The organism is Bradyrhizobium sp. USDA 4341 (assembly GCF_054063755.1).
In genome coordinates this window covers 3,384,692-3,411,238 of record NZ_JBSSGO010000002.1, presented here as the reverse complement: position 1 = coordinate 3,411,238, position 26,547 = coordinate 3,384,692, and the positions used below count along the sequence as shown (strand labels likewise).

Sequence of the window (26,547 nt, the reverse complement as noted above, 5' to 3'; positions counted from 1 at the left end):
AATTTGGCCCCTGATACACGCTGCGGCGCAATGGGCCAAGGCGGTTCTGGAACCCCGGTTTGCGCGGGTGCGTTGTCCCCCGGAATGGAGGGACGACATGGCCGAGAAATTCGATCCTGCCGCGCATGACAAGCACGCCGAGAAGCCGCACGAGGCACGGGCTGCCGGCCGCAAGGCGCGCTCCCGATTGAAGGAGGGGCTGGAGGATACCTTCCCGGCCTCCGATCCGGTCAGCGCCACGCAACCTAAGCCATCGAAGCACGACGGCAATCGGGACAATTAGCCGGTATATCCCTGCGCTCGCTAACCACGATGCGAAATGGGTTCAGCCGTGCGAGGAGCGGCTCACTGCGGAGCGGTGGTTCGAAGCGCACCGCGCCCGCGGTGTGGGGTGCGATCGTCGCGGCAGGAATCGCCGTATCGTGATGCTCTGGACCGGCTAGACCGGACCGCTTTCGGGGCGCTGCACCCGGTCAAATTCGAAGGTCACGCCGAGCCGGCGCTCCAGCCGCCAGACCAGAATGCAGTGCCGCCGGATCGGTTCGCTCTCGATCTCGAGATCGAACGCGAACGGAATTGCGACATCGTTTTCGACGGCCAGCCCCGCGCCGCCGGTCGAGATGTTGAGCACAAGGCATCCGACGCCGGTGTTGCGGAAGAAGATCGTTCCGCGCTTCATCAGGACGGTTCGCTGGCTGTCGATCTTGTATCTTTTTATTGTTGTACTCACGCCAGTCTCCTACCCCGATGTGATGCCGGCTCGCGATCGTTTCTCCGGGGAACGCCCTAGTTCACCAGCACCGCGCCGTCGCAGCGAACGCCCAGCACCCAGACGTCGACCTGGCCGAGCCCGATGCCGAGCGTCGAGAGCAGGGACGCCAGCACCTGATCGATCGGACTCGTGACGGCGTTGAGGATGCCCATGACGAGCGCGCCCAGTCCCGGGATCGGAAGCCCGAGCGGGCCGACATTGATGGTGAGCGATAGGTCTCCGAGCAGGGTTGATGTGAGCGACGTGAGGAAGTTGGTCGTCGTCACCGTCTTCTTCGTCCCTGCCTGGATGTCGCTGTAGCTGAAATTGACGTTGGTCGGCGTGGTGTTGCCCATGCCGGCATGGGCGAGGCCGGTGACGGTGACGAGGCCAAGATTGACCAGCAGCGCCGGCGGCGGATTGGGCTTGGTCGTGAAGTTGGTCATGTCGGCAACCGTGACGTTGCCGATCCAGGCGTCGACGATCCCCGGCGTCACGCCGATCGTGACCTGCGAGGTGTTGATGTTCGGATGGCCGCAGGAGACCGCGTTGAGCGTCGCGGTACCCGAGGCGACCTCGACATAGACCGGGAGGTTGATCGCGGAAACGCTGCCGGAGCCGAGCACATTGATGGTCGCCAGGATCCTGGTCTGCGCAGTGTGGACGCTCACGCCCTGGGTGCCCATCGCGATCCAGCTCGAGCCGACCGGACGCTCGCCGATCGTTGCGATCACGGATACGTTGGCAATGCCGGGCAGGCCGAGATTGATCGAGGTTGCGATCTGATGGCTGCCGTTGGCGATCTGCGCCACCGTGTTGATGAGGTCGAAGACCGAAACGCTGGCGCCGACCTTCGGTTTCTGTCCCACCGTGAGGTTGGCGAAGGGGCCGAGATCGACCAGGGTGCCCGGCGAAATCCTGGTTGAGGAGCCGGTGACGGCCTGTGAGATCGTCGACAGTGCGGTCGTCGCCGCGGTGGCGCCGTTGGTGATCTGCTGTGTGGTCAGCGCGGCCGCCATGATATCGCCGACCTTGAGGTTGCTGCTCAGGAGGTCGCCATAGGTGACGCCGGTCAGGTTGACCCGGGTTGCCAGCGCCGACAGGAAGTCGAGGGCGTCGATCTTGGCGCTGATCAGCGAATTGTAGTCCATCACCGAGAGCGACAGCGTGGTGCCGAGCATGGAGCCGAGCAGCGCGTTGAGCGCCCCGCCGTTGACGGAGAGCAACCTCGACCCGATCGCGAACGAGGCCATTTCGGTCGACGTCGCGGTGGCGGTCGTCGTGATGTTGAAGCTGCTCGCGCCGGTCAGATAGCGCGCGAAGTAAAGTGGGGTCTTGGTCGTCAACGTGACGCGCGCGGCGTTCGGAATGCCGACCGCCGGGGTCACGAAACGGGCCTGCGGCGCGACGGCGCTGTTCGCGGTGTAGGTCCCGGTGTCGACCTTGACCAGCGCGCTGGCCGGATAGTTGTTCTGCGTCACCGTCGCGGAGGCGGCGTTGACCGGATTGCTCAGATTGGCGGCAGCGACGATCGCGGCGAGGTCGGCGGTGCTCTGGGTCTTGCGCCGGTCGGCGAAGATCGTGCCGAGATCGATGGCAAGCCCGGCGCACCCGATCAGGAGCGTCATCAGGCCGGCCGACATCATCGCGAAGTTGCCTCGTTCGTCGGCGCCGAAGCGCCGCATCAGCATGAGGATGCCGCTCATGCTAGAATCCCCCGTACTGGATCGCAGCGGAGCGGACGATAGTGCTCGCCGGAGCGGGGACGAAAGGCAGCTTGTAGATGAAGTTGCCGGTCGCGTTGTAGTTGACCGTCACGACGTAGACGTTGGCGTTCAATGGGGACGGTGCGGCATTGACGGTGAGATTGCTGGCTACGAGTAGCGGGTAGGTCGATGCGTTGGCGGTGACGTAGCTCGTCGCGAGGCTGTTGCGTTCCGTGTCGGTCATTCCGGCGATCGACGACCGCGCCGCTTCGGCGGCGAGTTGCTGGACGCCATGCACCATCGCGAGATACGAACCGAATACAATGATGCCGAAAATGAAGGCGAGAAACAGCGGCAGCATCAGCGCAAATTCGACAGCAGAAGCGCCGCTTCGACACCGAAATAACCTGGTCATGGCATACCTCGAAACGCAAAACTGGGGCGCCACGTTGCGAGGCTTTGATTAAGGAAAACTATGAAAACGCTTCCGCGAATCAGTGACCTCAATCCAGATGGATGGCAGCGTTCAAACTTATTGGGTGGGCGACACTTTATGGGGCGATCAGGATTTTTGATGCTGTGTCCGCAGAAACCCGGGGTCTGATTGTGTTGAGGTGCTGCGTGTGTGTGCAGATGCAGTCGTCCGATACCGTAGCACTACGTGGCAATGCACGTAACAATACATAAGGCCTGCAATTGCAGTGGCAGCGCGACAAATTGAAACTAAACGAAAGTGCAACCAAATGTTAGTATAGCTGAATCACATACTGGAGAACGTAATTGCGTCCCGTGCTGAGATTGGAGGGCTCGCGATGCACAGACCACGTCAGCATTTGAATATTCCGACAGAGATCGTTCGCACCGTCGTTGCGATTGCGGAGACGGGAAGTCTATCGAAGGCCGGCGAGCGTCTCGGCCTCAGTCAGCCGGCGATCAGTTCGCAGGTCAAGCGACTGCAGAGCCTGGTCGGCGGCGCGCTCTTCGTCAGAACGGCGAACGGCACCACGACGACGGAGCTCGGCAAGGTCGCCGTGCAGCAGGCAAGGCGAATCCTCGAAGCGAACGACCAATTGCTTCGGCTCGGCGGCAATCACGAAGGACCGCAGCCGCTGCGGCTCGGAATAAGCACGATGCTCGCCGAGGAATTCCTCAAGCTGCATCCGGCCGACGTACTCGCCGACGTGATGGTTCACGCCGACATGTCGCCGATCGTCATCAGAGGATTGATCGACGGCTACATCGACATTGCCTTCGTCTACAGCAACCCTTCGCTGGAGAACGAACACGAGGTGACGATCGCCGCCGAGGCCGAAGAGCGCTCGGTTTGGGTACGGTCACGCGATTTTGTTCTGCGGCCGGGCGCCCCGATCCCGATCCTGGCGTGGCCGGGCGACGACTGGATGATCCGGACGCTCACCAAGCACAACATCTCGTACAAGATCGTGTTCAGGAGCCCGAACCACCAGCTGCGACTCGAAGCCGCACGGGCCGGATACGGCCTGACGGCATGCCCCGAGCGGATGATCCCGTCCTCGCTGATCTCGGCGAAGGACTATTATCTGCCGGAGCTTCCGTTGCAGAAGCGCCTGCTGTGTGTTCGCCCGGGCCTCGAGGGAAGCCGCGCGACGGCGATGGTGCAGCGGTTATCCAGCCTGTTCTTCAGCGGCGCAAAGCCGATGCGTCAGGTGAGCAACATGTAATCCGGCGCCACCGGGCTCCGGCGATACCGATCAGTAGTGCGGCGGGCGCTCGTTGGCGGGGCCCGGCGCCTGGCGTTCGGCTTCCTGAAGCCGATCGCGCAGCTCGGCGAGCTGGCGTGTCAGCGCGTCGATCTGCTTCCATTGTGCCGTGATGGTCTGGTTCAGTGTCTCGATGGCTTCATCCTGGTAGGTCAGGCGGACCTCCAGCGCATCGATCCGTTCGCTCAGCTTTGCCGCGTCATTCATGCACGGCGTCCTCGTGCCTACGTTCACGCAGGCCGTGGCCGAGCGCGACCCGTTCGTCGAATACAAAGCAGTCGCCGCGCCAGCGGCTGTCCTGCCGCGGCGTTTCCTCGAGATATTTCAGGATGCCGCCCTTGAGGTGATAGACCTCGCTGAAGCCTTGCGCGAGCAGATAGGCGCTCGCCTTCTCGCAGCGGATGCCGCCGGTGCAGAACATTGCAATCCTGCGGTGCTTCGCGGGATCGAGCTGACGCGCGGCAAATTCCTTGAATTGTCCGAAGCTCGCGATCTTGGGATCGACCGCGCCTTCGAAACTGCCCATCGCGACCTCGAACGCGTTGCGGGTGTCGAGCACCATGATGTCAGGCGAGGCGATCAGTTCGTTCCAGTCGCCGGCGTCGACATAGGTGCCGACCTGCCGCGTCGGATCGACCGTGGTGTCGCCGAGCGTCACGATCTCCTTCTTCAGCCGCACCTTGAGCCGCTGGAACGGCATCTGCGCGGCTTCGGAGAATTTCAGCTCGAGATTGTCGAGGCGGCCGCCGAACAGCGGCCCGTGCCTGAGCTCAGCGACGAAACCATCGACGGCTTCGTCGCTGCCGGCGATGGTGCCGTTGATGCCCTCATGTGCGAGCAGCACGCTGCCCTTGAGATCAAGCCCGGTGCAGAGCGCGCGCAGCGGCTCGCGCAATGCGCGGAAGTCGGGCAGCGCGGCGAACTGGTAGAAGGCGGCGACCTTGAGGGGCATGGCCGGGGTGTTTATCAGGCCCGCCAGACCGGCGAAACCCCGCAAAGCCATGCATTATCGGGGTAATTCCTCTGGCATACCATGCATTGCCCTGCCGGGGACGAATGTGCCATGTACTCCACATCCACCCGCCGCAGCAGCATCAGACCATCACGATCAAGCGAGCTCTCCGTCATGAGGAATTTCCACTTCGCCGGCCGTTCCACGGTCCACGCCCAGAACGCGATGGTCGCAACGTCGCATCCGGAGGCGGCGCTGGTGGCCATCGACGTGATGCGCGCGGGCGGAACGGCCGCCGACGCTGCGGTTGCGGCCTGCGCGCTGCTCGGTGTCATCGAGCCGCAATCGACCGGCATCGGCGGCGACTGCTTTGCACTGATCCAGCCGAAGGGCGAGGGCAAGATCACGGCCTATAACGGCAGCGGCCGGGCGCCGATGGCGGCCACCGCCGAGTGGTACCTCGAACGCAAGATCCATTCGGTGCCGCTGACCTCGGCGCATGCCGTCAGCATTCCCGGCGCGATCGACGCCTGGGACGTGATCCTCAGGGATCACGGCAAGTTCGGCTTCGACCGGCTGCTGCAGCCCGCGATCAAGGCCGCCGAGGAGGGCTATGTCGTCGCTCCGCGCATCGCCTTCGACTGGAAGAACGGTTTTGAGAAGCTGAAGAACGGCACCAACACCGAGCGCTATCTGCTGCCGCACGGCAAGCCCGCGGTCGCCGGCGACGTGATCCGCCAGCCCGAGCTCGGCAAGACGCTGCGCGCGATCGCGCAAAAGGGCCGCGACGCCTTCTATAGCGGCGAGATCGCCGCCGACATGGTCGACACGCTGCGCGGTATCGGCGGCCTGCACACGCTGGAGGACTTTGCGGCACATTCGACCGAGACGACCTTGCCGATCGGCACGATGTACAAGGGCTATGACGTCTGGCAGTGCCCGCCGAACGGCCCCGGCATCACCATGCTGGTGATGCTCAACATCCTGTCGCGCTTCGACCTGACCAAGTTCAAGCCGCTCAGCATCGAGCGCTTCCACCTCGAGGCCGAGGCGGCACGCATCGCCTACATGATGCGCGAGCAGTACATCGGCGATCCCCAGCACGCGCATGTCGATGTCGCCGGCATTCTCTCGAGGGAGTTTGCCGACGAGCACATCAGGAACATCCGGATGGACCGGCTGCTCGAGCTGCCGAACGTGGCGCCGCCGATGAATCCCTCGACCGTCTACATCACGGTGGTCGACAAGGATCGCAACGTCTGCTCCTTCATCAACTCGATCGCGCATTCGTTCGGCTCGGCGATCGTCTCCAACAAGACCGGCGTCCTGCTGCAAAACCGCGCCGGCGGCTTCCGCATCCAGCCCGGCCATCCGAACTGCATCGCGCCGGGCAAGCGTCCGCTGCACACCATCATCCCGGCGCTGGCCACAAAAAACGGCCGCGCGGTGATGCCGTATGGCGTCATGGGCGGGCAGTATCAGCCGGTCGGCCAGACCCGCGTGCTGACCAACATGCTCGACTATGGCTGCGACATTCAGGAGGCGATCGACATGCCGCGCGGCCTGCATTACGAGGGCGTCTACCAGCTCGAGGACGGCGTGCCGGCGGAGATCGTCGAAGGCCTGAAGAAGATCGGCCACAAGACCACCAGCGTGGTGGCGCCGCTCGGCGGCGGCCAGGGCATCTGGATCGATTGGGAGAAGGGCACGCTGACCGGTGGCTCCGATCCGCGCAAGGACGGCTGCGCGCTCGGCTACTGAATGTCGCAGGTCGCAGGGCCGGATATGCGCTGCAGGAACAAGCTGTTCTCGCAGGGATTGGTGCTGGAAGCCCTTTCCCGCGAGGACCGTCATCAGCTCCCTCGATTCAGATGATACTGACCAGGCCGACTTGCGCGGCGGCGTCTCGCCGTGGTTTGTCGCCGCAACGCCACCATCGCGTCCCACGCTATCGGACAATCTCGGCTGCGATGCGCTTATCGTCGGCGCCGGCATCACCGGCTCGCTGGTCGCCGAGCGCCTGACCCGTCAGGGGCTGGACGTCGTCATTGTTGATCGAGAGCGCCCCGGCCGGGGCAGCACGGCAGCCAGCACCGCGATGTTGTTGTGGGAGATCGACCGTCCGCTTGTCGAACTGACCGCGATGTATGGCTTCGAGCGGGCTGCGCGCGCCTATCGGGCTAGCCTCGATGCCGTGACCGGTCTGATCGCGCTGGTTCGTGAGCACAAGCTGCCCGGAGAGATCAGAAAGAAGCGCTCGCTCTATCTGGCGGCCGGCAGCTCCGTAGCCGACTTACTCGACGAGCATCGGCTCCGCCGCCGCGCCGGCCTGCCCGGCGACTTCCTCGATCATGGACAACTGCTCGAGAGCTACCGGATAGCGCGCGCAGGCGCGATCGTCTCGCCCGGCGCGGCAGATGCGGATCCGCTCCAACTTGCCTACGGACTGCTTCACCTCGCACGCGCGCGCGGTGCGCGGCAGTTCGATGCGGAGGCCATAGCGTTCGATCCGGCCGGCGAAGCAGTGACCGTGGGATTCGAGAACGGTCGCGAAATTGCCGCGAGGGCCGTCGTGCTGGCGACCGGCTATGTGATGCCGGATATCGTTCGGTCGACGGTCCAGGCCGTGTCCTCAAGCTGGGCGATTGCGACCACGCCGCAGCCGCAGAACATCTGGAAGGATGGCGCGCTGATCTGGGAGAACGCCAAGGATTATCTTTACGCCCGGACGACGCCAGCGGGCCGCATCATCATCGGGGGCGAGGACAGCGATGAGATCATCGCGCCTGATGCCCGCGACCGCTTGATCCCGGAGAAGGCGCGGCGGCTCGTGCAACGTCTCGCCGCGCTCTGGCCGTTCGCCGCAACGGAGATCGAATACCGCTGGGCCGGCACGTTCGACACCACCAGCGACGGGCTGCCGCTGATCGGTCCGGTGCCCGGCGCGAAGCGCGTCTATGCGGCGTTTGGCTATGGCGGCAACGGCATCACCTTTTCCTATCTGGCGGCGCAACTGATCGGCGATCTCATCGCAGGGGGCAGCTCGCCGTTGCTCGATGATTTCGCGCTGGACCGCGATGGCGGCATGGCCGGTCATTGAAAAAGCGGCTAGGGATTTCGCCCGCGCTGGGCTAGAGACGGCCGTCCTTCACGAGAGGTGCAAGATGCGATCTTCACGACGCACGATCATCACGACTGCATTCGCCGGCCTGGCGGCGGCAGTCTCCACGTCCGTTGCCGGCAGGACGGCAGCGGCCCAAACCGCAGGAAAGCCCATGACCACAGCTTCAGGCCTCCAGATCATCGACAGCAAGGTCGGCACCGGCGCCTCGCCGAAGACCGGCCAGACCTGCGTCATGCACTATACCGGCTGGCTCTACGAGAACGGCCAGAAGGGCAAGAAGTTCGACTCCTCCGTCGACCGCAACGAGCCGTTCGAGTTTCCGATCGGCCAGGGTCACGTGATCAAGGGGTGGGACGAGGGCGTCGCCACCATGAAGGTCGGCGGCAAGCGCACGCTGATCATCCCGCCGAACCTCGGTTATGGCGCGCGCGGCGCCGGCGGCGTGATTCCGCCGAATGCCACGCTGATGTTCGACGTCGAACTGCTCGGCGTAAAATGACCTGATGGCCGTCAAGTAACCGGCCCATGACAAAAGGGGCGCAGCGATGAAGATTTCGATCCTCGACGATTATTTCGACACGCTGCGCACCCTCGATTGCTTCCGCAAGCTCGATGGCTACGACGTCACGATCTGGAACGATCATGTCCAGGACGTCGATGCGCTCGCCGAACGGCTGCGCGACACCGATGCGCTGGTGCTGATCCGCGAGCGCACCCAGATCCGCACCCCGCTGCTTGAACGTCTGCCGAAGTTGAAGCTGATCAGCCAGCGCAGCGTCTATCCGCATATCGACATCGACGCCTGCACGCGGCTCGGCATCATCGTGTCGGCGGGCCAGCATGCCGATACGCCGTCCTACGCCACCGCCGAATTCACCTGGGGCCTGATCCTCGCTGCGATGCGCGCGATCCCGCAGCAGATGGCGGCGCTGAAAGCGGGCAAATGGCAGATCGGCGTCGGCCATACGTTGCGCGGCAAGACACTCGGCATCTACGGCTATGGGCGCATCGGCGCCGTGGTCGCGGGCTATGGCAGGGCGTTCGGTATGAACGTGCTGGTCTGGGCGCGCGAGCCGGCGCTGACGAAGGCGCGCGCCGATGGCTATGAGACCGCCGCCAGCAAGGCCGATTTCTTTGCCCGCTGCGACGTGCTGTCGCTGCATATGCGGCTGGTCGACGCAACGCGCGGCATCGTCAAGGCGGAAGACCTCGCGCGAATGAAAGACACCGCGCTGATCGTCAACACCAGCCGCGCGCCGCTGATCGAGCCCGGCGCGCTGGTCAACGCGCTGCGCGCCGGCCGGCCCGGCATGGCCGCGGTCGACGTCTACGAGAAGGAGCCGCTGCGCGACACTGCCGACCCGCTGCTCAACATGGACAATGTTGTCTGCACGCCGCATCTCGGCTACGTCTCGCGCGACGAATACGAGATCCAGTTCACCGATATCTTCGATCAGATATTGGCCTACGCCGCCGGCACGCCGACCAATGTCGTCAATCCGGATGTGCTGGCACATCCGGATGTGCTGGCGCATCCGCGTCCGCGGGGCTGATTGAGCATCTGCACGGAAAAGACCGGCCTGTTGGCCGGTCTTTCTCGAAAGCAGATCACGCAATGATCAGAGCTTCTTGTTCGCTGCGGCCGCGGCCCTGTTCACGGCATCCTTTGTGATCTCCTTGGCGTCGCCGAGCGCCTTCTGACCCTTGCCCCTGGCTTCCTGTATTGCGCCTTCGCCCTGCATCTGCTCGGAACCGGTGGCCTCGCCGATCTTCTGCTTGGCCTTGCCCATCGCCTCGTTGGCGGTACCCTTGATCTTGTCGCTGGTGCTACCCATTGGCCTGTTCCTCCAAATACATTGAAACTTCGCAGGAGCAACGCGCGGCGGCGCCGGAACGTTCCGATTTTCCGCTCGCCTGCGCGGCTGCTTTTCGGTAGCGTTCACGCACGAAAACTTGACCAACGAAAGCAAGAACGATGAGCGGTTCCCACGATCACACCCATTCGCACGACCACGATCATCACCATCACGACGACGAGCGCTGGAAGCACGACGGCGTCCGGGTGATACCGGGTAACCAGCTCGATCCGAATGTGCCGTCGACCGCCGGCATGGACCGCAAGGCCGCGATCAATTTCGCCCGGGTCGGCGCGCAGAAATTGTGGGCAGGTACCGTCAGCATCAAGCCGGACGCCAAGACCGGCGCGCATCATCACGGCCATCTCGAAAGCATCATCTATGTCGTGAAGGGCAAGGCGCGGATGCGCTGGGGCGAGAAGCTGCAATTCACCGCCGAAGCCGGTTCCGGCGATTTCATCTTCGTGCCGCCCTACGTGCCGCATCAGGAGATCAATGCCAGTCCCGACGAGGTGCTGGAATGCGTGCTGGTGCGTTCCGACGGCGAGGCGGTCGCGATCAATCTCGACATCGAGCCGGTCGAGAAGCCGGAGAACGTGCTCTGGGTCGATCCGGTGCACCGGCATCCCGACGAGAAGAAATAACGTCGCGGCGCAGCCGCGACGAAAGACAATAACAACAAAAGCAGGGAGGCCAGCATGACGCTCGTTCGTTACGAGAGCGCCGACCACGTCGCGACCATCACGATGGCACGCAGCGATAAGCACAACGCGCTCAACAACGCGTTGTGTACCGAGCTGCGCGACGCCTGGCTGCGGTTTCGGGACAGCGACGATCGTGTCGCGGTGCTGGCGTCGTCGGAGGAAAAGTATTTCTCAGTCGGCGCCGATGTTGGTGATCTCCCCGCCAACATGTGGCACGCCGTGCCTGGCCTCGGCGTCGAGTTGGACAAGCCGGTGATTGCCGCGACATCCGGCTGGGTCGTGGGTGGCGCCTTCGTGCTGGTCCAGATGGCCGATCTGTGTGTGGCGTCGGAGACGACGCGTTTCATCTACCCGGAGGGGAAGATCGGCACCACCGCCGGTGGCGTCTCATCGGTGATGGCGCGGATGCCGCACAAGATCGCGATGGAGTTTCTGCTGGTCGGCGACGAGATGTCGGCGGAACGCGCCTTCCAGATCGGTTTCGTCAACAAGGTCGCGCCGAAAGGTCAGCACCTCGCGCTGGCGCAGGAGATGGCTGCGAAGATCGCCGGCAATGCACCGCTGGTGGTCCGCGCGTTGAAGAAGCTGGCCCGCGAGGCGATGCCGAAGGGACCTCTTGAAACAGTCGCCGATGCGCGGCGGCTGCTCGATGAGGTCAGGGACAGCGAGGATCTCAAGGAGGGCGTGAAGGCCTTCGCCGAGAAGCGGAGGCCGAACTTTACGGGGAAGTAGGGCGAGCGGCAGCGCTCGCCGTATTCGTCATTCCGGGGCTCGCGAAGCGAGAGCCCGGAATCCATTCCGCCACACGATATGCGGCCCGATGGATTCCGGGCTCGACGCTGCGCGTCGCCCCGGAATGACAAGATGTGAGACTTACGCAAACACCCGGTGATCGATCGCCCCGTTCGGCACCACATAGCCGTAGCGCGTATTCGACGGCTCCGCGCCGGCCTTCTCATACTGCGCCTTCATCATCGCGAAGCGGTCGCCCTTGATGTCGAGCATCGCGCGCTTCGGCTGGATGTTGTAGAGCCGGGCATTGTTGTCGCCGAAGACCGCCGTCTTCACTGGTCCGTCGGCGGGCCCAAGCGGCGCGTAGCCGAACTTCTTCTGCATCACTTCGGGGATTTCGAGCCGCCGCAGGCCCTCGATCTGCCATTGCGGCGCGCCGGTCCACAGCGCGTCGGTGCCCCAGCAGACGTGGTCGACGCCGAGGCCCTTGATCAGGGTCCCCATCAGCGCGGCGCAGACATTTGGCTCGGCGACCAGCGTGGTCGCGAACAATTGCCCGACATCGCCGTAGACATTGTTGACGCCGTATTGCGCCGGGATGTCGGCGAGGTCGGAGGTCCAGGCGATCCGGCCGGTGCGCTCGAATTCGGCCAATGCGACCTTGGGATCGCCCCCGACATGGCGATAGGCCGAGTGGTAGATCACGAAGTTGAGCTGCGGCCAGTCCTTGGCCGCTTGGCCGACATCGGCAACGTCTGCGAAGCCGCGCAAATTCGGATACTGCTTCTCGATCCCGGGTGGAAACAGTCCCTTGTGCACGCAGACATTCTTGATGCCCGCCTTCACCATTTTCTCATAGCCCTTGTAGGCGACCTTCTCGTCGTCCAGCCGCCAGGGATAGCGGCTGATCTCCTTGTGGGTGTTGTCGCCGATCGTGTAGCCCTTGCAGGATTCCGGCCTCAAGGCCAGCGCAGCATCGAGCTTGTCGAGCCAGCCGGGTTGCCCGGGCGTGAAGATCGCGTGACAGAACACGCGGCGCGAGCCGGCCTCGTCGTTCATCTTCTTGCGCGCATCGGCCATCTGCTCGTTGGTCAGGAACCAGTCCTGCTCAATGTCCGACGGCGCCGAGGAGATCAGCGCGATCTTGGTGTCGGAATCGAGAAACATCTCCTTCTTGTAGTTGTTGAACTTCAGATCCTCGATGGTCTGCTCGTGATCGTTGAGCTCCTTGTTCCAGCCGGCCTTGCCGACCGCCTTGCGCATTTCCACGAAGCCCATGATGCGGGTGTCGTCGCGCAGGAAATGCGTGTGCATGTCCATGATGAACTGGTCTTTCAATCCGTTGGCGCGCTCTTGCGCCATCGCAGGCGTTGCCGCCTCGGCCGGCGTCACGTCGAACAACGGTCCGTAGACCTGGTTCATCGCGACAAAGGAAGCAGCCATACCGGCCGCGGTCTGGAAGAACCGGCGGCGATCGAGACCCTGCTTGCCGCCGAGATCGTCGGCCATCGCCAGCAGACGTGCCTCGACCTCGCGCTGCCGTTCGTTCTGCGGGTCGGGATAGAACTCGTCGCTGGAGACGATCTGGGTCGGAATCGGCGTCTGGTACTGGCACAGTTCGGAGGGCATCAAGGCGGCAAGTTCTTCGTCGGTGAGATTGCTGCTCATTCTTCGCTCCCGCATCTCGCCGGATTTTTCCGGTCGGACCGCGGCGGAGACTAGGACCAAGTCCGTCCGTCGTCCGCGCCGATTGCCGGAAACCGCGTTCACAAAATCGTGCGCTGTATTTGCTGTCATTGCGAGGAGCGTAAGCGACGAAGCAATCCATACTCTTGCTGCAAGTGGCGCCATGGATTGCTTCGCTTGCGCTCGCAATGACGGTTGTGGATGCTAACGCCGTGCAACCCGAGGGGCCGAACGAAGCCCCATCGTTCAGAGGGGAGGCGAACCATGATGCCAGCAGACCATTCGCGGCGCACCATCATCAAGGGCATCGGCGTTGCGGCAGCAGCCGGTGCGCTCGGCGCGGCGCCGGCGCAGGCCGCGACCGCAGTTCCTGCTGAGGGAGAAATATGGAGCAACGAATACTGGGCGAAGAAGGGTGACGTTCCGCTGTGGATGTTCCGCAAGCGGGTCGGTGCGCCGAAGCCGGGCGAGCCGGCACGGCCCGTGGTGTTCTTCGTCCACGGCTCGTCGGTGACGTCGAGGGTGTTCGACCTCACGGTGCCGGGCAAAGGCGAGTATTCGTTGCTCAATGTCTTTGCGCGCTACGGCTTCGATTGCTGGACCATGGATCACGAGAACTACGGCAAGTCGGGCCGCACCTCGGGCAATGCGGATATCGCGAGCGGCGTCGACGATCTGAAAGCGGCGGTCGAGGTGATCGCGCGCGAGACCGGCGAGAGGCGATATCACTTCATCGGCGAATCCTCCGGCGCGCTGCGCGCGGGCGCCTTCGCGATGGCCGCGCCCGATCGCATCGATCGCCTGGTGTTCGCCGCCTTCACCTACAAGGGCGAGGGCTCGCCGACGCTGGCGAAGCGCGCCGAGCAGCTTGCCTACTACCGCAGCCACAACATGCGCACGCGCGACCGCGACATGATCCGTTCGATCGCGACCCGCGACAGGCCGGGCACGTCGGACCCCGCCGTGATGGAAGTGCTGGCCGATGTCGAGATGCAGTTCGGCGACCAGATCCCGACCGGCACCTATCTCGACATGACCGCCAATCTGCCGGTGGTGCATCCGGAGAAGGTGCTGGCGCCGGTGCTGCTGGTCCGCGGCGAATATGACGGGATCGCGGCGGTCCCCGATCTCGAGGAGTTCTTCAACAAGCTGCCGAACGGCGACCGGCAGTTCATCATCCTGCCCGGCACCGCCCATTCGGTGGCGCTGGCCACCAATCGTGAGCTGTTCTGGCATGTGACACGGGCATTTCTGACCATGCCGACGCCGATCGTGACCTGAGGCGGCCTGCGGCAGGACGCCGCAAGAAAATCTGTGCGGCGATGTCGGGATCCGGCCATGCGGTTCGTCCTCGGGGCACAACCCCGCCAACAGGAGTTCTTCGCGTGGCCAATCCCAAAATGATCTTCGTCAACCTGCCGGTCAGCAACCTTGCCCATGCCACCGCCTTCTATGAGGCGATCGGCGCGACCAAGAATCCGCAATTCTCCGACGAGACCGCCTCCTGCATGGTGATCTCCGACACCATTTTCGTCATGCTGCTGACCCACGACAAGTTCCGGCAGTTCACGTCGAAGAAGATCGCCGACGCCAAGACCACGAGCGAAGTGCTGGTCTGTCTCTCCGCCGACAACCGCGACGCAGTCGACGGCTACGTGACCAAGGCGAAGGGCGCGGGCGGCACGGCCGATCCGTCGCCGAAGCAGGATTTCGGCTTTATGTACGGCCGCAGCTTCGAGGATCCCGATGGGCACATCTGGGAAGTGATGTGGATGGACCTCGAGGCCGCAACGAAGGCGCAGGCCGCGGCGGCCACCGCCTGAGCCGCCGCACGATGCATTAGGTAGGACAGCACCTCAGGCTGCGGAGATGCCGTCCGGCCGGGCTTCGGTCATGGCCTGGGCGGCTCTTCTCCCCTGAGGCAGGTCGGCTTGCCGGCAGCTTGGGACAGGAAAGTTCAGTTCGACCGTGGTGCCGCCTCCAGGCGTCTCGCAGAGGGAAACGGTGCCGCCGTGGGTGGTCATCACCTGGGAGACGATCGAAAGCCCCAGTCCAGTTCCTTCCGTGCGGGTGTTGCCGCGCTTGAAGGGCTCCAGCAGCAGTTCGGGCTGACCGAGTTGGAGTCCCGATCCGTAGTCAATAACGCTCAACCGCGCCGGTGCTCCGACCTCGATGAGGACGGAGCCACCTGCGCTGCCATGCGTCACGGCGTTTCGGATCAGGTTCGAGAGCGCGACAGCGATCGCGGTTTCCGAGCCACGCACCCAGACCCCAGTCACCCAGGGCTCCAGCAGCAGTTCGGGCTGACCGAGTTGGAGTCCCGATCCGTAGTCAATAACGCTCAACCGCGCCGGTGCTCCGACCTCGATGAGGACGGAGCCACCTGCGCTGCCATGCGTCACGGCGTTTCGGATCAGGTTCGAGAGCGCGACAGCGATCGCGGTTTCCGAGCCACGCACCCAGACCGGGTGACGAGGCTCGGTGAACTCGACATCGCTTCCGTTCTTCAACGCCATCGGCACGTGTTCGGCCGCAACCCTGCGCGCAAGCGCCGCAAGATCCATCTCGATCAGTTCGGCAGGTTCCGCGGAGATACGCGCCAGCTGGAGCAGCATGGTGACGATCGACGACAGCTTCTGGTTCTCGGCGATCAGCCTGGCGCGCAACGGAGCGTCCTCGACCTGCTCGAGTATGGTGCGCGCATTGGTCAAGGGCGTACGAAGTTCGTGTGCCGCATTCGACAGGAAATTTCGTTGCGATTTCGACGCGACGTCTATTCGCGATAGCGCGCGATTGAAAGCCGCGACGAGAGGCAAGAGCTCGGCTGGTGCATCTTGTTCCGGCAGTCGGCGGCCATCCGAAACCCCATCGATCATCTCGGCGGCCGCCGCTACGGCCCGGACGGGACGCGCGATGAGCGTCGGCACGAAAACCATCGCGGTAAACGCCGTCGCCGCCAGGACAAGGATGATGGGGAGCGCGACAATTGTCGCATCGGTGAGCATTCCGGTCGTCAGTTGCGCTGCCGTATAGGCCACGCCGCCGGTTTCAATCCACACCTCGCCCACAGGCGTATTTCTGACCGCCGACATCTTCTTCAGATTCGTGGTTTCGCCGTCAAACGCGTAGGCGAGGAAACTCGTCCCGTCACGCGATGTCTGGGTCTTTTGTGGACGCCACTTCGGGATCGGGCCGTAGCTGACCTCTCCACTCTTGTCGGACACGACATACCAGAATGTCGGGAAATTGCGGGTGATCTCGTCCAGCCTCGAGGTCCGTTTGAGAGCCAGCTGCCCGGTCTCGTTGCGGATGACAGCTTCCTTCAATGCATCGGCGACGTCGGCGGCGGCCCAGGTGCCGTCATCGTCGCCGCCAAATCGGATCAGCAGCGCCGCTGCGCAGAGCAGCATGATGGTCGTCACGGCGCCGATCAGCGTCGCGGACAGCACCGCGATCGAGCGATGGACGCGCTTGAGCCTTTGCCACTTCAAAATCATCATTCGCCACTCAGCAGATATCCGAGGCCACGGACCGGTTTGATGACGACCTTGCAGTTGGCTGCGCGGAGGCGCCGGCGCAGCCGCGAAACGTGAGCCTCGATCGCGTTTGATTGAATCTCGTCGTCAAAGCTGTAAGCAGCGACTTCAAGGGTCTCCCGCAGCACGACGCGCCCAATGCGCCGGACCATCGCTTCCAGAATCGCCAGTTCACGCCGCGGGACAACAATGGGCGCGTGATCGACGCAGACCTCGCGATTGAGGACGTCGTAGCTCAGATTGCCAATGCGAACGACCGCCCCTCGATCCAGAAACAGACGGCGCAGCACCGCCTTGGCTCGCGCAATCAGCTCGATCGGTTCGAATGGCTTGGCCACGTAGTCGTCCGCCCCGTCGTCGAGGGCGCGCGCAATATCAAGGGGGTCATCAAGCGCCGTCAGCACGATCGTCGCGGGGCTGGGCTTCTGCTGCTTCAGGTCGCGCAGCAAGGCCAGACCGTCGCCATCCGGCAGTCCACGGTCGATCACCACGAGTTCAAAGCTTCGCACGGCGACTGCGGCGCGCCCCTCCTCAAGCGTTGTGACCATGTCGGATGCGCCGAAGGCCGTAGCCAAGGTATCCCGCAGCCATGGCCCAAGCTGAGGGTCATCCTCCACGACCAGAACTCGCACCGCATTCTCCCAAGCATAAACCACGGCTTCTACCATTACGGACGGATTACAATAAGATTACGGCCGGCAAGAAAACTGCGGTGTCCACACGAATGCTTTGATGTGATTGGCCTTTTCCTGGTGGCTCGATCGGCCATCCGCGAATGGCCGTGTGATCGGATCGACCCCTGATGGGGGCCAGTCCGAAAGACTCAATCGGGGGCACCGCACACGTCAGTGCTCCAGAGCCGATCAGCGTTATGACAGCGAGCGAGCTTTCGCATGCGCATCCCCTCTCGGCGATTTCCCCGCCAGAGACGTCGATCAACATGACCGGCGAATGACGGCGCCTCGGCGCGCAAGAATACGTTGACAGAGGCATGAACAGGGCCACGTCAGGCTATCGTAATGGTCGCTGTGAAAAGCATGGCGGACAACGCGGCTCGCATCGCGCTTTCCGATCTCCGTCCCCAGGCTTCCGAACGATATGCCGGTCGATTTTGCGTTCTCAGCGATGGCCAAGCGGTCAGATCGCAGCCCGGCGTCATGGCGCCGTCCGTTCAATCGATGGCTGGAGGGAGTCGAGGCAGGGTGGTCGGTGCCGCTGCTGCTCGCCTGCTTCGTCGGCATCTGGACGGTGTATCTGTCAGTGGCCTATCACGGCGCCGGCCTGCATCCTGACGTGCTGGAGACCTGGACGTATGGCAGGCATTTCGCATGGGGTTATCCCAAGCATCCGCCGTTGATGGGGTGGACGACGGGTGCGTGGACCTCGGTCTTTCCGCTCACCGACTGGTCGCTGCAGCTGATGGCGATGACCAATGCGGCGTTGGCCTTGTGGTTCGTTGACCTCATCGCAAGAAGGTTCGTGACCGGGCACAAGCGCCTGATCGTGCTGCTCCTGATGATGCTGACCCCGGCATACCAGTTTCATGCGCAGCGCTTCAACGCCAACGCCGTGTTGCTCGCGGTCTGGCCGCTCGCAACCTACTGCTTCCTGCGCGCCTTTGAAACGAGGGCGCCGCTCTGGGCGATTGCTGCGGGGGTCACGGCGTCGCTTGCAATGCTGGGCAAGTACTATTCCATCTTTTTGATCGCCAGCTTCGCATTGTCGGCAATCATCCATCCCTCGCGACGAACCTACTTCACCTCCAGTTCGCCCTGGATCTCCACTGCTGTCGGGCTGATTGCGCTATCTCCGCATCTGCACTGGCTGGCCACGACAGGCGCGGAGCCTGTCCACTATGCCGCGACACATGTGGGGGCTGGTTTTCCTGCGTCGCTGCGGGATGCCGTCAATTTCCTGTTGGGCCTTGCTGCGGCGACGAGCGTGTCCGCCGTGACGTGGGCGATGATCGCCGGGTATCGAATCAAGCGCTTTCCTCGGGATTTTGCGGCGGCGGATCCCAACCTGAAGCTCATCGGCCATGTCGCGATCGGCACGATCGCTCTTCCTTTCATCACGTCCATATCGCTCGGCACCGACCTGCCGTCGCTATGGGCGCTTCAGGGATTGTTCCTGCTCGCCGTGCCCGTCGTGTGCAGCACGCGTTATCGGATCGAGCGGTTCTATACGGTCAATGCAGCGCTCCTGGTTGCCGGAATTGCAATCGTCGCCGCCGTGATGGCGGCCCCAGCCCATGCGCTCTACCGCAACAGCTACGGCTATGAGGAAGGGCGAAACGTCTATCACAAGGCTGCAGACAAACTCACCCGGCTGTGGCACGAGCAGATGGGCACGCCGCTGTCGATCGTCGGCGGCAACGATAGCCTTGGGGTCGCGGTGGCCTTTTACAGCTCCGATCACCCGCATTATGGCGATCCTTTCGCCTACCAATATTCATTGGCACTGCCTCGCGAGGTGACATTGGAGCGCGGCTGGGCAGCGCTCTGTTTCGATGACCAGGACGATTGCCTTGAATGGACCGAGCGAATGGCAGCTCACGCCGGAAGCTATGTCAAACGGGAGTTTTCCGTTCAATCGAGCCTGTTCGGAATTCCAGGCATCAAGCGAAACCTCGTTGCATTCCTGGTGGCACCGCTTCGTCAGCCGGACGATGCACCGTCAAGCCTCGTCAATGATGCCGGTCAGGGCGGAGGATATGTTTCTCCGCAAACCGATCCGCCGCTCCGCGCGGAGCCGGATGTCGCGCTGCCGGAGAATCAGCCGCCGGGAAATGCGCCGCAGACGACCGATCCAGGAGCCAACATGCTGGTGGATCATGGAGCAGCAACGCTCTTCGTCGTGCTGCGTTGATCAGGCTTATTCCCGGAATGCCGCCGTGATGATCGCGTCCGTAATCTTGCGGTAATCGGCTCCCGCTTTATCGGCGGCGGGGTCAAGGGCGTCATATCACGAAGGATAGCGGTCCATGCTTATCAGGTTGGTTTGCATCAGCCTCGGCGTTTGCGGAGTCATCGGTGCCACCGCGGTCGCGCAGACATCTCCATCAATGACCGGTTCAACACACCCGGCAACCGCAACGCGGCCGTCAATCAGTCGCGCCGATAAGATCAACCTCAACACTGCTCCTGTCAGCGAGCTGGTGAAGCTTCCGCACCTTAGCGTGCGCGGCGTCACTGCGATCACCGAGGCGAGAGCAAAGTCAAAGTTCAAGGATTGGAATGATTTCGTGGCCCGACGGGTTGTGCCGCGATTCGTCAGGAGCGAGCTCAAGGAGCTCGTCACGTTCTAGAGGGGCTCTGTCGATCGCCGCCTAAAGGCGGCGCGGTTGTTGAACGCGAACAAGGATATGCTTCAATGAAACGAGTAGCTGTTTTTGCGACCGTGGCGGTGATCGTCACGGGATGTCTTGCGTCGACAGAAGCCACGGCACGCGGCCGGCGGGGAGATGCGGTCGCTGTCGGCATCGTCGGCGGCTTGGCCGTCGGCGCGCTGTTGGGCTCCACCATGGCTGCCGGTGCGGCTCCGGCCTATGTCTACGAGAGGGACTATTATTCGCCGCCCCCTGTCGTCCACTACCATCGTCACGTGTACGAATACGGCGACGAATATCCGGGCGGATATGATTACGGTTATCGATCCGGGTACCGGGAAGGCTACTCGGACGGCTATTGGGACAACGATTGAACGGAGACCGGCGTCGTCGCAGGCAGACCGTTGTGACACGGCGCGGGTCCGAACGAGCGGCCCCGCCCTAATAACTGATCCGCAGCCCGACGCCGCCGTGAAGCGTGTTGCCGACCGGCTGCGGTCCGGCGGTGCCGTTGAGGAAGAGGTCGGCGATCCAGCCCTTGGTGATGCGGAAGCCGACGCGACCGCCATATTCGAACCAGCCCTGGTTGCCGATCGTCGGCACGATGGTGCCATCGCCGGTGACGGTGGCGACGATGCCGGAATGGGTGGCGAAGGATTGCACCCAGCCGCCATTGATGTTGGTTTCGATGTTCGATCCGAACAGATGCGTCCACTGGCCGCCGATCTTGACCAGGCTGGTGCGATCGGTGCCGTCCGCGATGGTGGCGTCGAACGGATTGAAGGCAATTGCAGGATCGCTATAGCCCTTGACCCGCTGCCAGAGCTGCCAGACCTCGACCGAAGCCGCGACCTCGTCGCGCGCCGACAGCCGGTTGATCCAGCCCGCCCGCCCATAGACGCCGTAATTCTCGCTCGAGGTCTCGCCGGTGACCGACACCGGGCCGAGGCTGGTCGCGTAGCTGCGGGTGTAGCGCACTTTCTCCGACGGCGAGAGGATGGTGCCGATATCGAAGAATGGCCGCGACGAGCCCCAGTCGACGAAGTCGTAGCGCAGCGCGAAGGCGCCGATCGGCGCGCTGGTGACGTTGTAGCCGCCCTCGCCATATTGCGTGTAGGCGATGCCGGCGAGCAGCGACAAATTCGGCGTAATGGTCTTGCGGCCGTGGATGCCCGCCGAGAACGAACCGGCGGAGCCGAAGGCACTGATGCAGTCGTCGCAATTGACCTGCTCGTTGACGCCGAGCAGCACCGATCCGAGCACGCGGTTGGTGATCATCTGGTTGAAGCGCTGGTCGGCGAGGTTGTTGATCGAACTGCCGCTCGACGGCGCGCCGGTGATTGGTGTCGGCGACGGGCTGGGCGTGGGTGTCGGCGTGGGCACAGGCGTGGGGGTCGGCGTTGGCGATGGTGTGGCAGTAGGTGTCGGCGTCGGCGTTGGGGTCGATGTACAGTTCGACGACGCTGACAGCGTATCGGGATTCGTACAGTTCGGCGTCGGACTCTGCGCCTGAGCCGGCGCAGCCCACGCCTGCAGCATCGCGAGCGACAGCGCCATGGTCAGGACCGTCGACAGGATCAGGTGATCGATACGGCGTGCCATCGTCACCGTCCGCACAGCATGCCGGTCGGGTCGTCCTCGACCGGCGGCGTCACCGGTGACGCGTCGGCGAACTGGGTGACGGTGCAGAGGCCCGCGGCCTGGGTGCAGGTGGAGGCAAAGGTCCAGGGCGGATTGTTGGTCTTCTGGATCGTGGTGCGGCCGCCGCTCGAGGTGATGATCGCGGTGTCGCCGGGCTGCGTCAGATCGATGCATTGCCGGTTCGACGTACACACGGTCGACGCGCCTTCCTGCAACACCACGGTGGTCTTGCCGCGCTGCGACAGGATGTCGAGCACCGTACCGCGAACGCCGATGGTCGCAAGCGGCGTGGTGATCGTGTAGGCGGCCTTGTTGGAGTGGCCGGTGACGAAGCGAAACGCTCCCGAGGTCAGGCGGATCGCAACATCGCGATAGTGATGCTCGTCGTCGAACACGGTGCGATCGAGCTTGAGCGAGGCATTCGGTCCGAGCGACAGGTTGGTGCTGTCGGCCATCACCAGCCGCGCGGCGCTCTCGAGGCCGGTGCGCACCGTCTCGTCGCGCAGCAGCGCGTCGCCGACATTGATCGCCGTGGTCGCGGCCGCAACGCGGACGACCTCGTTCTTCACCATGGCCGCTTCGCCGACGCGCGTTTGCGCCTGAACGGGATGAGCCGTCAGTGCGACCGCGAGACCGAGTGCAAGTAAGGAGAAAAAGCTGTGGCGCGAATTCATTGCAATACCAATCGACTTAACCCTCTCATCGTACCGGATCGCGGACGCAGCTGATATTGTATAATTGTCACAAGCCGTGTTGAGTTGCGCCGGATGGTGAGTATCGATGGATTCGAAAATGCTCGCGGCTGCGGACATCAACGTGAGATTTGATCACACTCGTCACATACATCACACTCGTGGCCGTCGTAGCTCACACTTCGCTCACACTGGTTCCCCTCGCAGCGTGCTCGCCCTTTGATCATCGCATCCGAATCTCCTTCTGTTCTGCGGCGTCCGGTCGCGCGCACGGCGATCGTCGCAGCCATCATCTTCGTCGCCGCCCATGTCGTGCTGCTGCTCGGGATCACCACACCGGACAAGCTCTATTTCGATGAGGTGCATTACGTGCCGGCGGCGCGCCAGATGCTGTTGCCGGTGATCGAGGGCCCGATCCTCAACCCGATGCATCCCCCGCTCGCCAAGGAGATCATCGCGCTGTCGATCAAGGCATTCGGCGACGTGCCGCTCGGATGGCGCTATCCCGCGGCGCTGTTCGGTGCGCTCGCGCTGGTCGCCGTCTATCTCGGCGCCCTCGCGCTGTTCGCCTCGCAGGAGCGCGCCATCGCGGCTGTGCTGCTCGCCTTCTTCAACCAGATGCTGTTCGTGCAGTCGCGGATCGCGATGCTGGATATTTTCGCGCTCGCCTTCTGTCTGTTTGCGATCGCGGCCTTCATCCATGGCTTCAGGCAGAAGCGCCCGCAGTCTGCCTTCGCGCTGACGGGAATTTTCGCGGGGCTTGCCTGTGCCTGCAAATGGAGCGGGTTGTTCGTGCTCGTGACCTGCATCGCGATCGTGCCAGTGATCCGCCTGATGCAAGGCTGGCGCACGCGCTTCGCTGACGCCAACGCGGAGGACTGGTACCGGCCGGACCTGTGGCCGGATTTCCGTCTTCCCCACTTCATCGTCTGTTTCGTGCTGATCCCGTCGGCCGTCTATCTCGCGAGCTTCGTGCCGCTGTACGGCTTCTCGTTCACCGACCTCGTCGAGGCACAACGCCGCATCTTTGCCGACAACACCACGACCGCGATCGCAGGCCACACCTATATGAGCGCATGGCCGTCCTGGCCGTTCCTGATGCGTCCGGTCTGGTATCTGTTCGAGAAGGCCGCCGACGACAGGTTCGCCGCGATCGTGCTTCTCGGCAATCCGCTGGTATTGTGGCCGGCGTTGATCGCGCTGATCGTCGCGCTGCGCGACTGGATCGTGACCCGCAGCCGCGATGCGTTTCTGGTGCTGGCGTTCTATCTCGGCCCGTATCTCGCCTGGGCGCTGCTGCCGCGCACGCTTGGCTTCATCTATTACTACCTGCCGGCTGCGACCACCGCGAGCTTCGTGCTGGTCTACGCCTTGACGCGGAAGGGGGCGCCGCGCTGGCTGTTGTGGGCCTTCGTGGCGGTGGGATGCGCAGGCTTCATCGCGATGCTGCCGGTCACGGTTGCCGCTATCGGGACGTCGATGGCGACCTTCAATCGGCTGATGCTGTTCCAGAGCTGGATTTGAATCTTTCGGGACAAGCGATCCGCCTGCCGGGGCTGATAGGCGGATCCAAAGCGTTTTCGAGCGAAGTGGACGCCGGTTCGCATGAAGAAAACGCGTTCAGATGAAAGGCGGAGCTTCGGTTCAATCTGAACCGAAGCTCCAGGCTGCGGGAGATTACTGCGACGCCGTCTTGGTATCCATGTTGACGACCTGCACGCGGCGGTTGGTCGGGTCCATCGGCGCGCTCGGATCCTTCGGCCGGGTCTTGCCGTAGCCGACGGTCACGAGATCAGAGCCGTTCAGGCCGTAATGCTCGACCAGATAGTTCTTGATGGTGTCGGCGCGGCGCTCCGAGAGATCCTGGTTGTAGGCCTCGCTGCCGATCGCGTCGGTGTGGCCGGCGACGACGAAGGTCGTGCCCTTCATGCTGGCATCCGACAGCGCCTTGCCGAGCTCCTGCACCGCCTGGGTCGAGCCCTTGGCGATGTCAGCCGAGTTGTAGTCGAAGTGAATTTCCAGATCGATCTTCGGCTTGTTGGCGGCGATGTCGGCGATCTCCTGGCGTTCGCCCAATGACAGCGAGCGGGTCTGCCGGTTGCGAACGGTGTTGAGGAAGCCCGCCTCCTTGGCCGACGCGGCCGGGTCGACCTGCGTGCCGGCGGAGAGGCCGCGGGTGGCCGACTTCGGCTTCAGCGCATTGAGGATCTGGGCGGCCGGAACGGCGTCGCTGCCGGCCAGTGCGACGCCCGCCGTCATCGACAGCGCAGCGCCGATTGCCAAAAGAGACAAGGAAAGAGAGCGGGTCATGGTTTTCGTCCTTAAATGTCAGGCCAGCCAATCCGGCTGCTATCGTTTTGATGCTGGGAACCTAGGACCGGTTCAAAGTCGCGAATGTGATCTATGTCACAGTTGAATGGACCGGCCCCTGTCTCGTGCCGTGCAGGGGCCGGCGACGGAGAGGAGAGCATCTTGGTCCACGTCAATCGTGTCCTCCGCTCGATCAATGACGAAGGCGCTTCGCGCTGTGTCGATATCTTCGTTCGCCCGGAAGGGACGATCGGCTTCGAGGAATATCGGCGGGACGTGGAAGATGGCCGCGGCTGGTTTCCGGTTGGCGGTCATTCGTCCCGGGTCTTTCATGAGGAAGGCGCCGCGCTGGAGGCGGCGATGGCGGACGTTCCCTGGTTGCGGCGGGCCGTTGGATCGCAGTAGCCGGTCCGAAGCGCCCCACGCGTCCAGGCGTCGATGATCATGCGCGGCTGATTTGCGCCGCGCGGCTCTCCACAGCTGCGCGAATCTCACTACATTGCCTGGGCAATGCCCCGCGCCGCCGAACCCTTATCCCTGAACAATGCCGTCGCCCGCCATATCTGGCTGCGCGCGCAGCGGCTCGATACAACGGCGCCGTTCGGGGACGGGGCGTCAGCCGTGGCGGCCGCCGTCGACCATCTCGGCTATGTGCAGATCGACACCATCAACGTGATCGAGCGCTGCCACCACCACATCCTGTTCAGTCGGATTCCGGACTATCGCCGCGCCGACCTCAAGCAGGCGCAGAGCCAGGACAAGAGCGTGTTCGAATACTGGACGCACGCGCTGTCCTACGTGCCGTCCAAAGACATCAACATCTTCCTGCCGGCGATGAAGGCACACAAGCGCGAGGGCCATAAATGGTTCGCGTCGGTGACGCCGTCGGATACGCGCAAGGTGCTGCGGCTGCTGCGGTCCGGTCCGCTGACCATCCGCGACATCGACGACGACGTACTGACCGAGAAGGAGCATCTCTGGCAGAGCCGCAAACCCTCCAAGCGTGCGCTGCAACTCGCCTTCTATGGCGGCGTGGTCACGGTCAGCGAGCGCGCCGGCATGCTGAAGACCTATGAGCTGATGAGCAGGCATTTCGGCTGGGACAAGCCGCCGAAGCCTGCACCGGCCTCGGCGCGGATCGCCTATCTGCTCGACCGCGCGCTGCGCTCGCAGGGCATCGTCAGCTTGGACTCGATCTGCCATCTGGACGCGCCGAGCAAGAAGGCGGTGCGCAGCCTGATCGAGGCGAGGGTGCGCCGCAAGGAGCTGGTGCGGATCGCGCTCGATGGCGCCGGCAAGCAGGAGCATTGGGCACAGCCCGAGGTGCTGGAGGAGACCGGCGAGGGGGATCCCGCCCTGGTTCACATCCTCTCGCCGTTCGATCCGCTGATCATCCAGCGCAAGCGCACCGAGCTGTTCTTCGGTTATGGCCACAGGTTCGAGGCCTATGTGCCGAAGGAGAAACGCCTGTTCGGCTATTTCGCGCTGCCGGTGCTGGTCGGCGACGATATCGTTGCCGCCCTCGACCTGAAGACCGACCGGCAGAATCGGAAGCTCCTGCTGCAGAAATGGAGCTGGGTCGGCAACGGCAAGAAGCAGGCGGGTCGCAAGGAGCTGAAGCGCCGCATCGAGGAGGAGCTCGACCGTTTCGAGCGTTTCCAGCTGGCGGACTAGGGGCTGGCTCGCCGTCATTGCGAGCGCAGCGAAGCAATCCATCGCGCCACAAGCGGAGAAGTGGATTGCTTCGCTTCGCTCACAATGACGCCGTGGAAAACGCCCGGGGTCCCGTC

27 protein-coding genes are annotated in these 26,547 nt (G+C 63.4%); 15 read left to right on the top strand and 12 right to left on the bottom strand.

The window, feature by feature from the left end; all coding sequences use genetic code 11:
- Positions 1 to 97 precede the first annotated feature (97 nt).
- The gene (locus ACVIGB_RS22185) at positions 98 to 283 is read left to right on the top strand and encodes a hypothetical protein (RefSeq protein ID WP_456721046.1); all 186 of its coding nucleotides are present in this window, start codon (positions 98 to 100) and stop codon (positions 281 to 283) included.
- A gap of 156 nt (positions 284 to 439) precedes the next feature.
- Here the strand turns inward: ACVIGB_RS22185 and ACVIGB_RS22180 are convergent, their stop codons facing one another.
- From ACVIGB_RS22180 to ACVIGB_RS22170, 3 genes are read right to left on the bottom strand one after another with little or no spacing between them, the layout of a single operon-like run.
- Positions 440 to 730: a PilZ domain-containing protein gene (locus tag ACVIGB_RS22180; RefSeq protein WP_456721047.1), complete on the bottom strand. Its 291-nt coding sequence runs from the start codon at positions 728 to 730 to the stop codon at positions 440 to 442.
- A 56-nt stretch (positions 731 to 786) separates the two neighbouring features.
- Positions 787 to 2,457: a pilus assembly protein TadG-related protein gene (locus ACVIGB_RS22175; RefSeq protein ID WP_456721048.1), complete on the bottom strand. Its 1,671-nt coding sequence runs from the start codon at positions 2,455 to 2,457 to the stop codon at positions 787 to 789.
- A gap of 1 nt (position 2,458) precedes the next feature.
- Positions 2,459 to 2,872, bottom strand: coding sequence for a TadE/TadG family type IV pilus assembly protein (locus tag ACVIGB_RS22170; RefSeq protein ID WP_456721049.1), 414 nt, complete (start codon positions 2,870 to 2,872; stop codon positions 2,459 to 2,461).
- 397 nt (positions 2,873 to 3,269) lie between these two features.
- Here ACVIGB_RS22170 and ACVIGB_RS22165 point away from each other — a divergent pair, with 397 nt between their 5' ends.
- On the top strand, positions 3,270 to 4,157 hold the full coding sequence (locus ACVIGB_RS22165) for a LysR family transcriptional regulator (RefSeq protein WP_456721050.1): 888 nt from the start codon (positions 3,270 to 3,272) through the stop codon (positions 4,155 to 4,157).
- Positions 4,158 to 4,187: 30 nt separating this feature from the next.
- Here the strand turns inward: ACVIGB_RS22165 and ACVIGB_RS22160 are convergent, their stop codons facing one another.
- Together ACVIGB_RS22160 and trhO are read right to left on the bottom strand one after the other, a co-directional pair.
- Positions 4,188 to 4,403 carry a SlyX family protein gene (locus ACVIGB_RS22160; protein ID WP_050401697.1) on the bottom strand — a complete coding sequence of 72 codons (216 nt, stop codon included), beginning with the start codon at positions 4,401 to 4,403 and terminating at the stop codon, positions 4,188 to 4,190.
- Positions 4,396 to 5,148, bottom strand: coding sequence for an oxygen-dependent tRNA uridine(34) hydroxylase TrhO (gene trhO / locus ACVIGB_RS22155; RefSeq protein WP_092126864.1), 753 nt, complete (start codon positions 5,146 to 5,148; stop codon positions 4,396 to 4,398). Before trhO ends, ACVIGB_RS22160 begins: the two co-directional genes overlap by 8 nt.
- Positions 5,149 to 5,322: 174 nt before the next feature.
- Here trhO and ggt point away from each other — a divergent pair, with 174 nt between their 5' ends.
- From ggt to ACVIGB_RS22135, 4 genes are all read left to right on the top strand, one after another.
- On the top strand, positions 5,323 to 6,909 hold the full coding sequence (ggt, locus tag ACVIGB_RS22150) for a gamma-glutamyltransferase (protein WP_456721051.1): 1,587 nt from the start codon (positions 5,323 to 5,325) through the stop codon (positions 6,907 to 6,909).
- 130 nt (positions 6,910 to 7,039) lie between these two features.
- Positions 7,040 to 8,248, top strand: coding sequence for an NAD(P)/FAD-dependent oxidoreductase (locus tag ACVIGB_RS22145; protein ID WP_456721052.1), 1,209 nt, complete (start codon positions 7,040 to 7,042; stop codon positions 8,246 to 8,248).
- Between the two features lie 64 nt (positions 8,249 to 8,312).
- A complete protein-coding gene (locus ACVIGB_RS22140) occupies positions 8,313 to 8,771 on the top strand; it encodes an FKBP-type peptidyl-prolyl cis-trans isomerase (RefSeq protein ID WP_092124484.1) in 459 nt (152 codons plus the stop codon).
- 46 nt (positions 8,772 to 8,817) lie between these two features.
- The gene (locus tag ACVIGB_RS22135) at positions 8,818 to 9,825 is read left to right on the top strand and encodes a D-2-hydroxyacid dehydrogenase family protein (RefSeq protein WP_456721053.1); all 1,008 of its coding nucleotides are present in this window, start codon (positions 8,818 to 8,820) and stop codon (positions 9,823 to 9,825) included.
- Positions 9,826 to 9,891: 66 nt separating this feature from the next.
- On the opposite strand, the gene ACVIGB_RS22130 is transcribed toward ACVIGB_RS22135, so the two are convergent.
- Positions 9,892 to 10,107, bottom strand: a complete 216-nt coding sequence (locus ACVIGB_RS22130; protein WP_456721054.1) for a CsbD family protein — start codon at positions 10,105 to 10,107, stop codon at positions 9,892 to 9,894.
- Positions 10,108 to 10,247: 140 nt separating this feature from the next.
- Between ACVIGB_RS22130 and ACVIGB_RS22125 the strand changes: the two genes are divergently transcribed.
- Complete coding sequence (locus ACVIGB_RS22125) at positions 10,248 to 10,772, top strand: cupin domain-containing protein (RefSeq protein WP_456721055.1); 525 nt, start codon at positions 10,248 to 10,250, stop codon at positions 10,770 to 10,772.
- Positions 10,773 to 10,826: 54 nt separating this feature from the next.
- The gene (locus tag ACVIGB_RS22120) at positions 10,827 to 11,564 is read left to right on the top strand and encodes an enoyl-CoA hydratase/isomerase family protein (protein WP_456721056.1); all 738 of its coding nucleotides are present in this window, start codon (positions 10,827 to 10,829) and stop codon (positions 11,562 to 11,564) included.
- 141 nt (positions 11,565 to 11,705) lie between these two features.
- Here the strand turns inward: ACVIGB_RS22120 and ACVIGB_RS22115 are convergent, their stop codons facing one another.
- Complete coding sequence (locus ACVIGB_RS22115; protein ID WP_456721057.1) at positions 11,706 to 13,232, bottom strand: amidohydrolase family protein; 1,527 nt, start codon at positions 13,230 to 13,232, stop codon at positions 11,706 to 11,708.
- A 282-nt stretch (positions 13,233 to 13,514) separates the two neighbouring features.
- On the opposite strand from ACVIGB_RS22115, the gene ACVIGB_RS22110 reads away from it, so the two are divergent.
- Both ACVIGB_RS22110 and ACVIGB_RS22105 read left to right on the top strand, forming a co-directional pair.
- A complete protein-coding gene (locus tag ACVIGB_RS22110; protein WP_456721058.1) occupies positions 13,515 to 14,531 on the top strand; it encodes an alpha/beta hydrolase in 1,017 nt (338 codons plus the stop codon).
- Positions 14,532 to 14,650: 119 nt separating this feature from the next.
- A complete protein-coding gene (locus tag ACVIGB_RS22105) occupies positions 14,651 to 15,073 on the top strand; it encodes a VOC family protein (RefSeq protein WP_456725101.1) in 423 nt (140 codons plus the stop codon).
- A gap of 33 nt (positions 15,074 to 15,106) precedes the next feature.
- On the opposite strand, the gene ACVIGB_RS22100 is transcribed toward ACVIGB_RS22105, so the two are convergent.
- On the bottom strand, positions 15,107 to 16,747 hold the full coding sequence (locus tag ACVIGB_RS22100) for a sensor histidine kinase (protein ID WP_456749381.1): 1,641 nt from the start codon (positions 16,745 to 16,747) through the stop codon (positions 15,107 to 15,109).
- Entirely contained in the window at positions 16,747 to 17,418 is a 672-nt protein-coding gene (locus tag ACVIGB_RS22095; RefSeq protein ID WP_456721059.1) for a response regulator, read from the bottom strand. The genes ACVIGB_RS22100 and ACVIGB_RS22095 overlap by 1 nt, the downstream gene beginning before the upstream one ends.
- A 466-nt stretch (positions 17,419 to 17,884) precedes the next feature.
- On the opposite strand from ACVIGB_RS22095, the gene ACVIGB_RS22090 reads away from it, so the two are divergent.
- Together ACVIGB_RS22090 and ACVIGB_RS22085 are read left to right on the top strand one after the other, a co-directional pair.
- The gene (locus ACVIGB_RS22090; protein ID WP_456721060.1) at positions 17,885 to 19,654 is read left to right on the top strand and encodes a glycosyltransferase family 39 protein; all 1,770 of its coding nucleotides are present in this window, start codon (positions 17,885 to 17,887) and stop codon (positions 19,652 to 19,654) included.
- Positions 19,655 to 20,158: 504 nt separating this feature from the next.
- Complete coding sequence (locus tag ACVIGB_RS22085) at positions 20,159 to 20,488, top strand: hypothetical protein (RefSeq protein WP_456721061.1); 330 nt, start codon at positions 20,159 to 20,161, stop codon at positions 20,486 to 20,488.
- A 67-nt stretch (positions 20,489 to 20,555) separates the two neighbouring features.
- Here the strand turns inward: ACVIGB_RS22085 and ACVIGB_RS22080 are convergent, their stop codons facing one another.
- Both ACVIGB_RS22080 and ACVIGB_RS22075 read right to left on the bottom strand, forming a co-directional pair.
- A complete protein-coding gene (locus ACVIGB_RS22080; protein WP_456721062.1) occupies positions 20,556 to 21,716 on the bottom strand; it encodes a hypothetical protein in 1,161 nt (386 codons plus the stop codon).
- A 2-nt stretch (positions 21,717 to 21,718) separates the two neighbouring features.
- Positions 21,719 to 22,429 carry a FecR family protein gene (locus ACVIGB_RS22075; protein ID WP_456721063.1) on the bottom strand — a complete coding sequence of 237 codons (711 nt, stop codon included), beginning with the start codon at positions 22,427 to 22,429 and terminating at the stop codon, positions 21,719 to 21,721.
- A gap of 237 nt (positions 22,430 to 22,666) precedes the next feature.
- On the opposite strand from ACVIGB_RS22075, the gene ACVIGB_RS22070 reads away from it, so the two are divergent.
- Complete coding sequence (locus ACVIGB_RS22070) at positions 22,667 to 23,971, top strand: phospholipid carrier-dependent glycosyltransferase (protein ID WP_456721064.1); 1,305 nt, start codon at positions 22,667 to 22,669, stop codon at positions 23,969 to 23,971.
- A gap of 153 nt (positions 23,972 to 24,124) precedes the next feature.
- Here the strand turns inward: ACVIGB_RS22070 and ACVIGB_RS22065 are convergent, their stop codons facing one another.
- Positions 24,125 to 24,757, bottom strand: a complete 633-nt coding sequence (locus ACVIGB_RS22065; RefSeq protein WP_456721065.1) for an OmpA family protein — start codon at positions 24,755 to 24,757, stop codon at positions 24,125 to 24,127.
- A gap of 162 nt (positions 24,758 to 24,919) precedes the next feature.
- Between ACVIGB_RS22065 and ACVIGB_RS22060 the strand changes: the two genes are divergently transcribed.
- Positions 24,920 to 25,162, top strand: a complete 243-nt coding sequence (locus ACVIGB_RS22060; RefSeq protein WP_456721066.1) for a hypothetical protein — start codon at positions 24,920 to 24,922, stop codon at positions 25,160 to 25,162.
- Between the two features lie 105 nt (positions 25,163 to 25,267).
- The gene (locus ACVIGB_RS22055) at positions 25,268 to 26,431 is read left to right on the top strand and encodes a winged helix-turn-helix domain-containing protein (protein WP_456721067.1); all 1,164 of its coding nucleotides are present in this window, start codon (positions 25,268 to 25,270) and stop codon (positions 26,429 to 26,431) included.
- Positions 26,432 to 26,547: the final 116 nt, after the last annotated feature.

Excerpts from the sequence above, each read along its gene's own strand:
- ACVIGB_RS22185 (WP_456721046.1), top strand. The coding sequence starts at position 98 with ATGGCCGAGAAATTCGATCCTGCCGCGCATGACAAGCACGCCGAGAAG.
- ACVIGB_RS22175 (WP_456721048.1), bottom strand. The coding sequence starts at position 2,457 with ATGAGCGGCATCCTCATGCTGATGCGGCGCTTCGGCGCCGACGAACGA.
- ACVIGB_RS22170 (WP_456721049.1), bottom strand. The coding sequence starts at position 2,872 with ATGACCAGGTTATTTCGGTGTCGAAGCGGCGCTTCTGCTGTCGAATTT.
- ACVIGB_RS22165 (WP_456721050.1), top strand. The coding sequence starts at position 3,270 with ATGCACAGACCACGTCAGCATTTGAATATTCCGACAGAGATCGTTCGC.
- ACVIGB_RS22160 (WP_050401697.1), bottom strand. The coding sequence starts at position 4,403 with ATGAATGACGCGGCAAAGCTGAGCGAACGGATCGATGCGCTGGAGGTC.
- trhO (WP_092126864.1), bottom strand. The coding sequence starts at position 5,148 with ATGCCCCTCAAGGTCGCCGCCTTCTACCAGTTCGCCGCGCTGCCCGAC.
- ggt (WP_456721051.1), top strand. The coding sequence starts at position 5,323 with ATGAGGAATTTCCACTTCGCCGGCCGTTCCACGGTCCACGCCCAGAAC.
- ACVIGB_RS22140 (WP_092124484.1), top strand. The coding sequence starts at position 8,313 with ATGCGATCTTCACGACGCACGATCATCACGACTGCATTCGCCGGCCTG.
- ACVIGB_RS22135 (WP_456721053.1), top strand. The coding sequence starts at position 8,818 with ATGAAGATTTCGATCCTCGACGATTATTTCGACACGCTGCGCACCCTC.
- ACVIGB_RS22130 (WP_456721054.1), bottom strand. The coding sequence starts at position 10,107 with ATGGGTAGCACCAGCGACAAGATCAAGGGTACCGCCAACGAGGCGATG.
- ACVIGB_RS22125 (WP_456721055.1), top strand. The coding sequence starts at position 10,248 with ATGAGCGGTTCCCACGATCACACCCATTCGCACGACCACGATCATCAC.
- ACVIGB_RS22120 (WP_456721056.1), top strand. The coding sequence starts at position 10,827 with ATGACGCTCGTTCGTTACGAGAGCGCCGACCACGTCGCGACCATCACG.
- ACVIGB_RS22115 (WP_456721057.1), bottom strand. The coding sequence starts at position 13,232 with ATGAGCAGCAATCTCACCGACGAAGAACTTGCCGCCTTGATGCCCTCC.
- ACVIGB_RS22110 (WP_456721058.1), top strand. The coding sequence starts at position 13,515 with ATGATGCCAGCAGACCATTCGCGGCGCACCATCATCAAGGGCATCGGC.
- ACVIGB_RS22105 (WP_456725101.1), top strand. The coding sequence starts at position 14,651 with ATGATCTTCGTCAACCTGCCGGTCAGCAACCTTGCCCATGCCACCGCC.
- ACVIGB_RS22100 (WP_456749381.1), bottom strand. The coding sequence starts at position 16,747 with ATGATTTTGAAGTGGCAAAGGCTCAAGCGCGTCCATCGCTCGATCGCG.
- ACVIGB_RS22090 (WP_456721060.1), top strand. The coding sequence starts at position 17,885 with ATGCCGGTCGATTTTGCGTTCTCAGCGATGGCCAAGCGGTCAGATCGC.
- ACVIGB_RS22085 (WP_456721061.1), top strand. The coding sequence starts at position 20,159 with ATGAAACGAGTAGCTGTTTTTGCGACCGTGGCGGTGATCGTCACGGGA.
- ACVIGB_RS22080 (WP_456721062.1), bottom strand. The coding sequence starts at position 21,716 with ATGGCACGCCGTATCGATCACCTGATCCTGTCGACGGTCCTGACCATG.
- ACVIGB_RS22075 (WP_456721063.1), bottom strand. The coding sequence starts at position 22,429 with ATGAATTCGCGCCACAGCTTTTTCTCCTTACTTGCACTCGGTCTCGCG.
- ACVIGB_RS22065 (WP_456721065.1), bottom strand. The coding sequence starts at position 24,757 with ATGACCCGCTCTCTTTCCTTGTCTCTTTTGGCAATCGGCGCTGCGCTG.
- ACVIGB_RS22055 (WP_456721067.1), top strand. The coding sequence starts at position 25,268 with ATGCCCCGCGCCGCCGAACCCTTATCCCTGAACAATGCCGTCGCCCGC.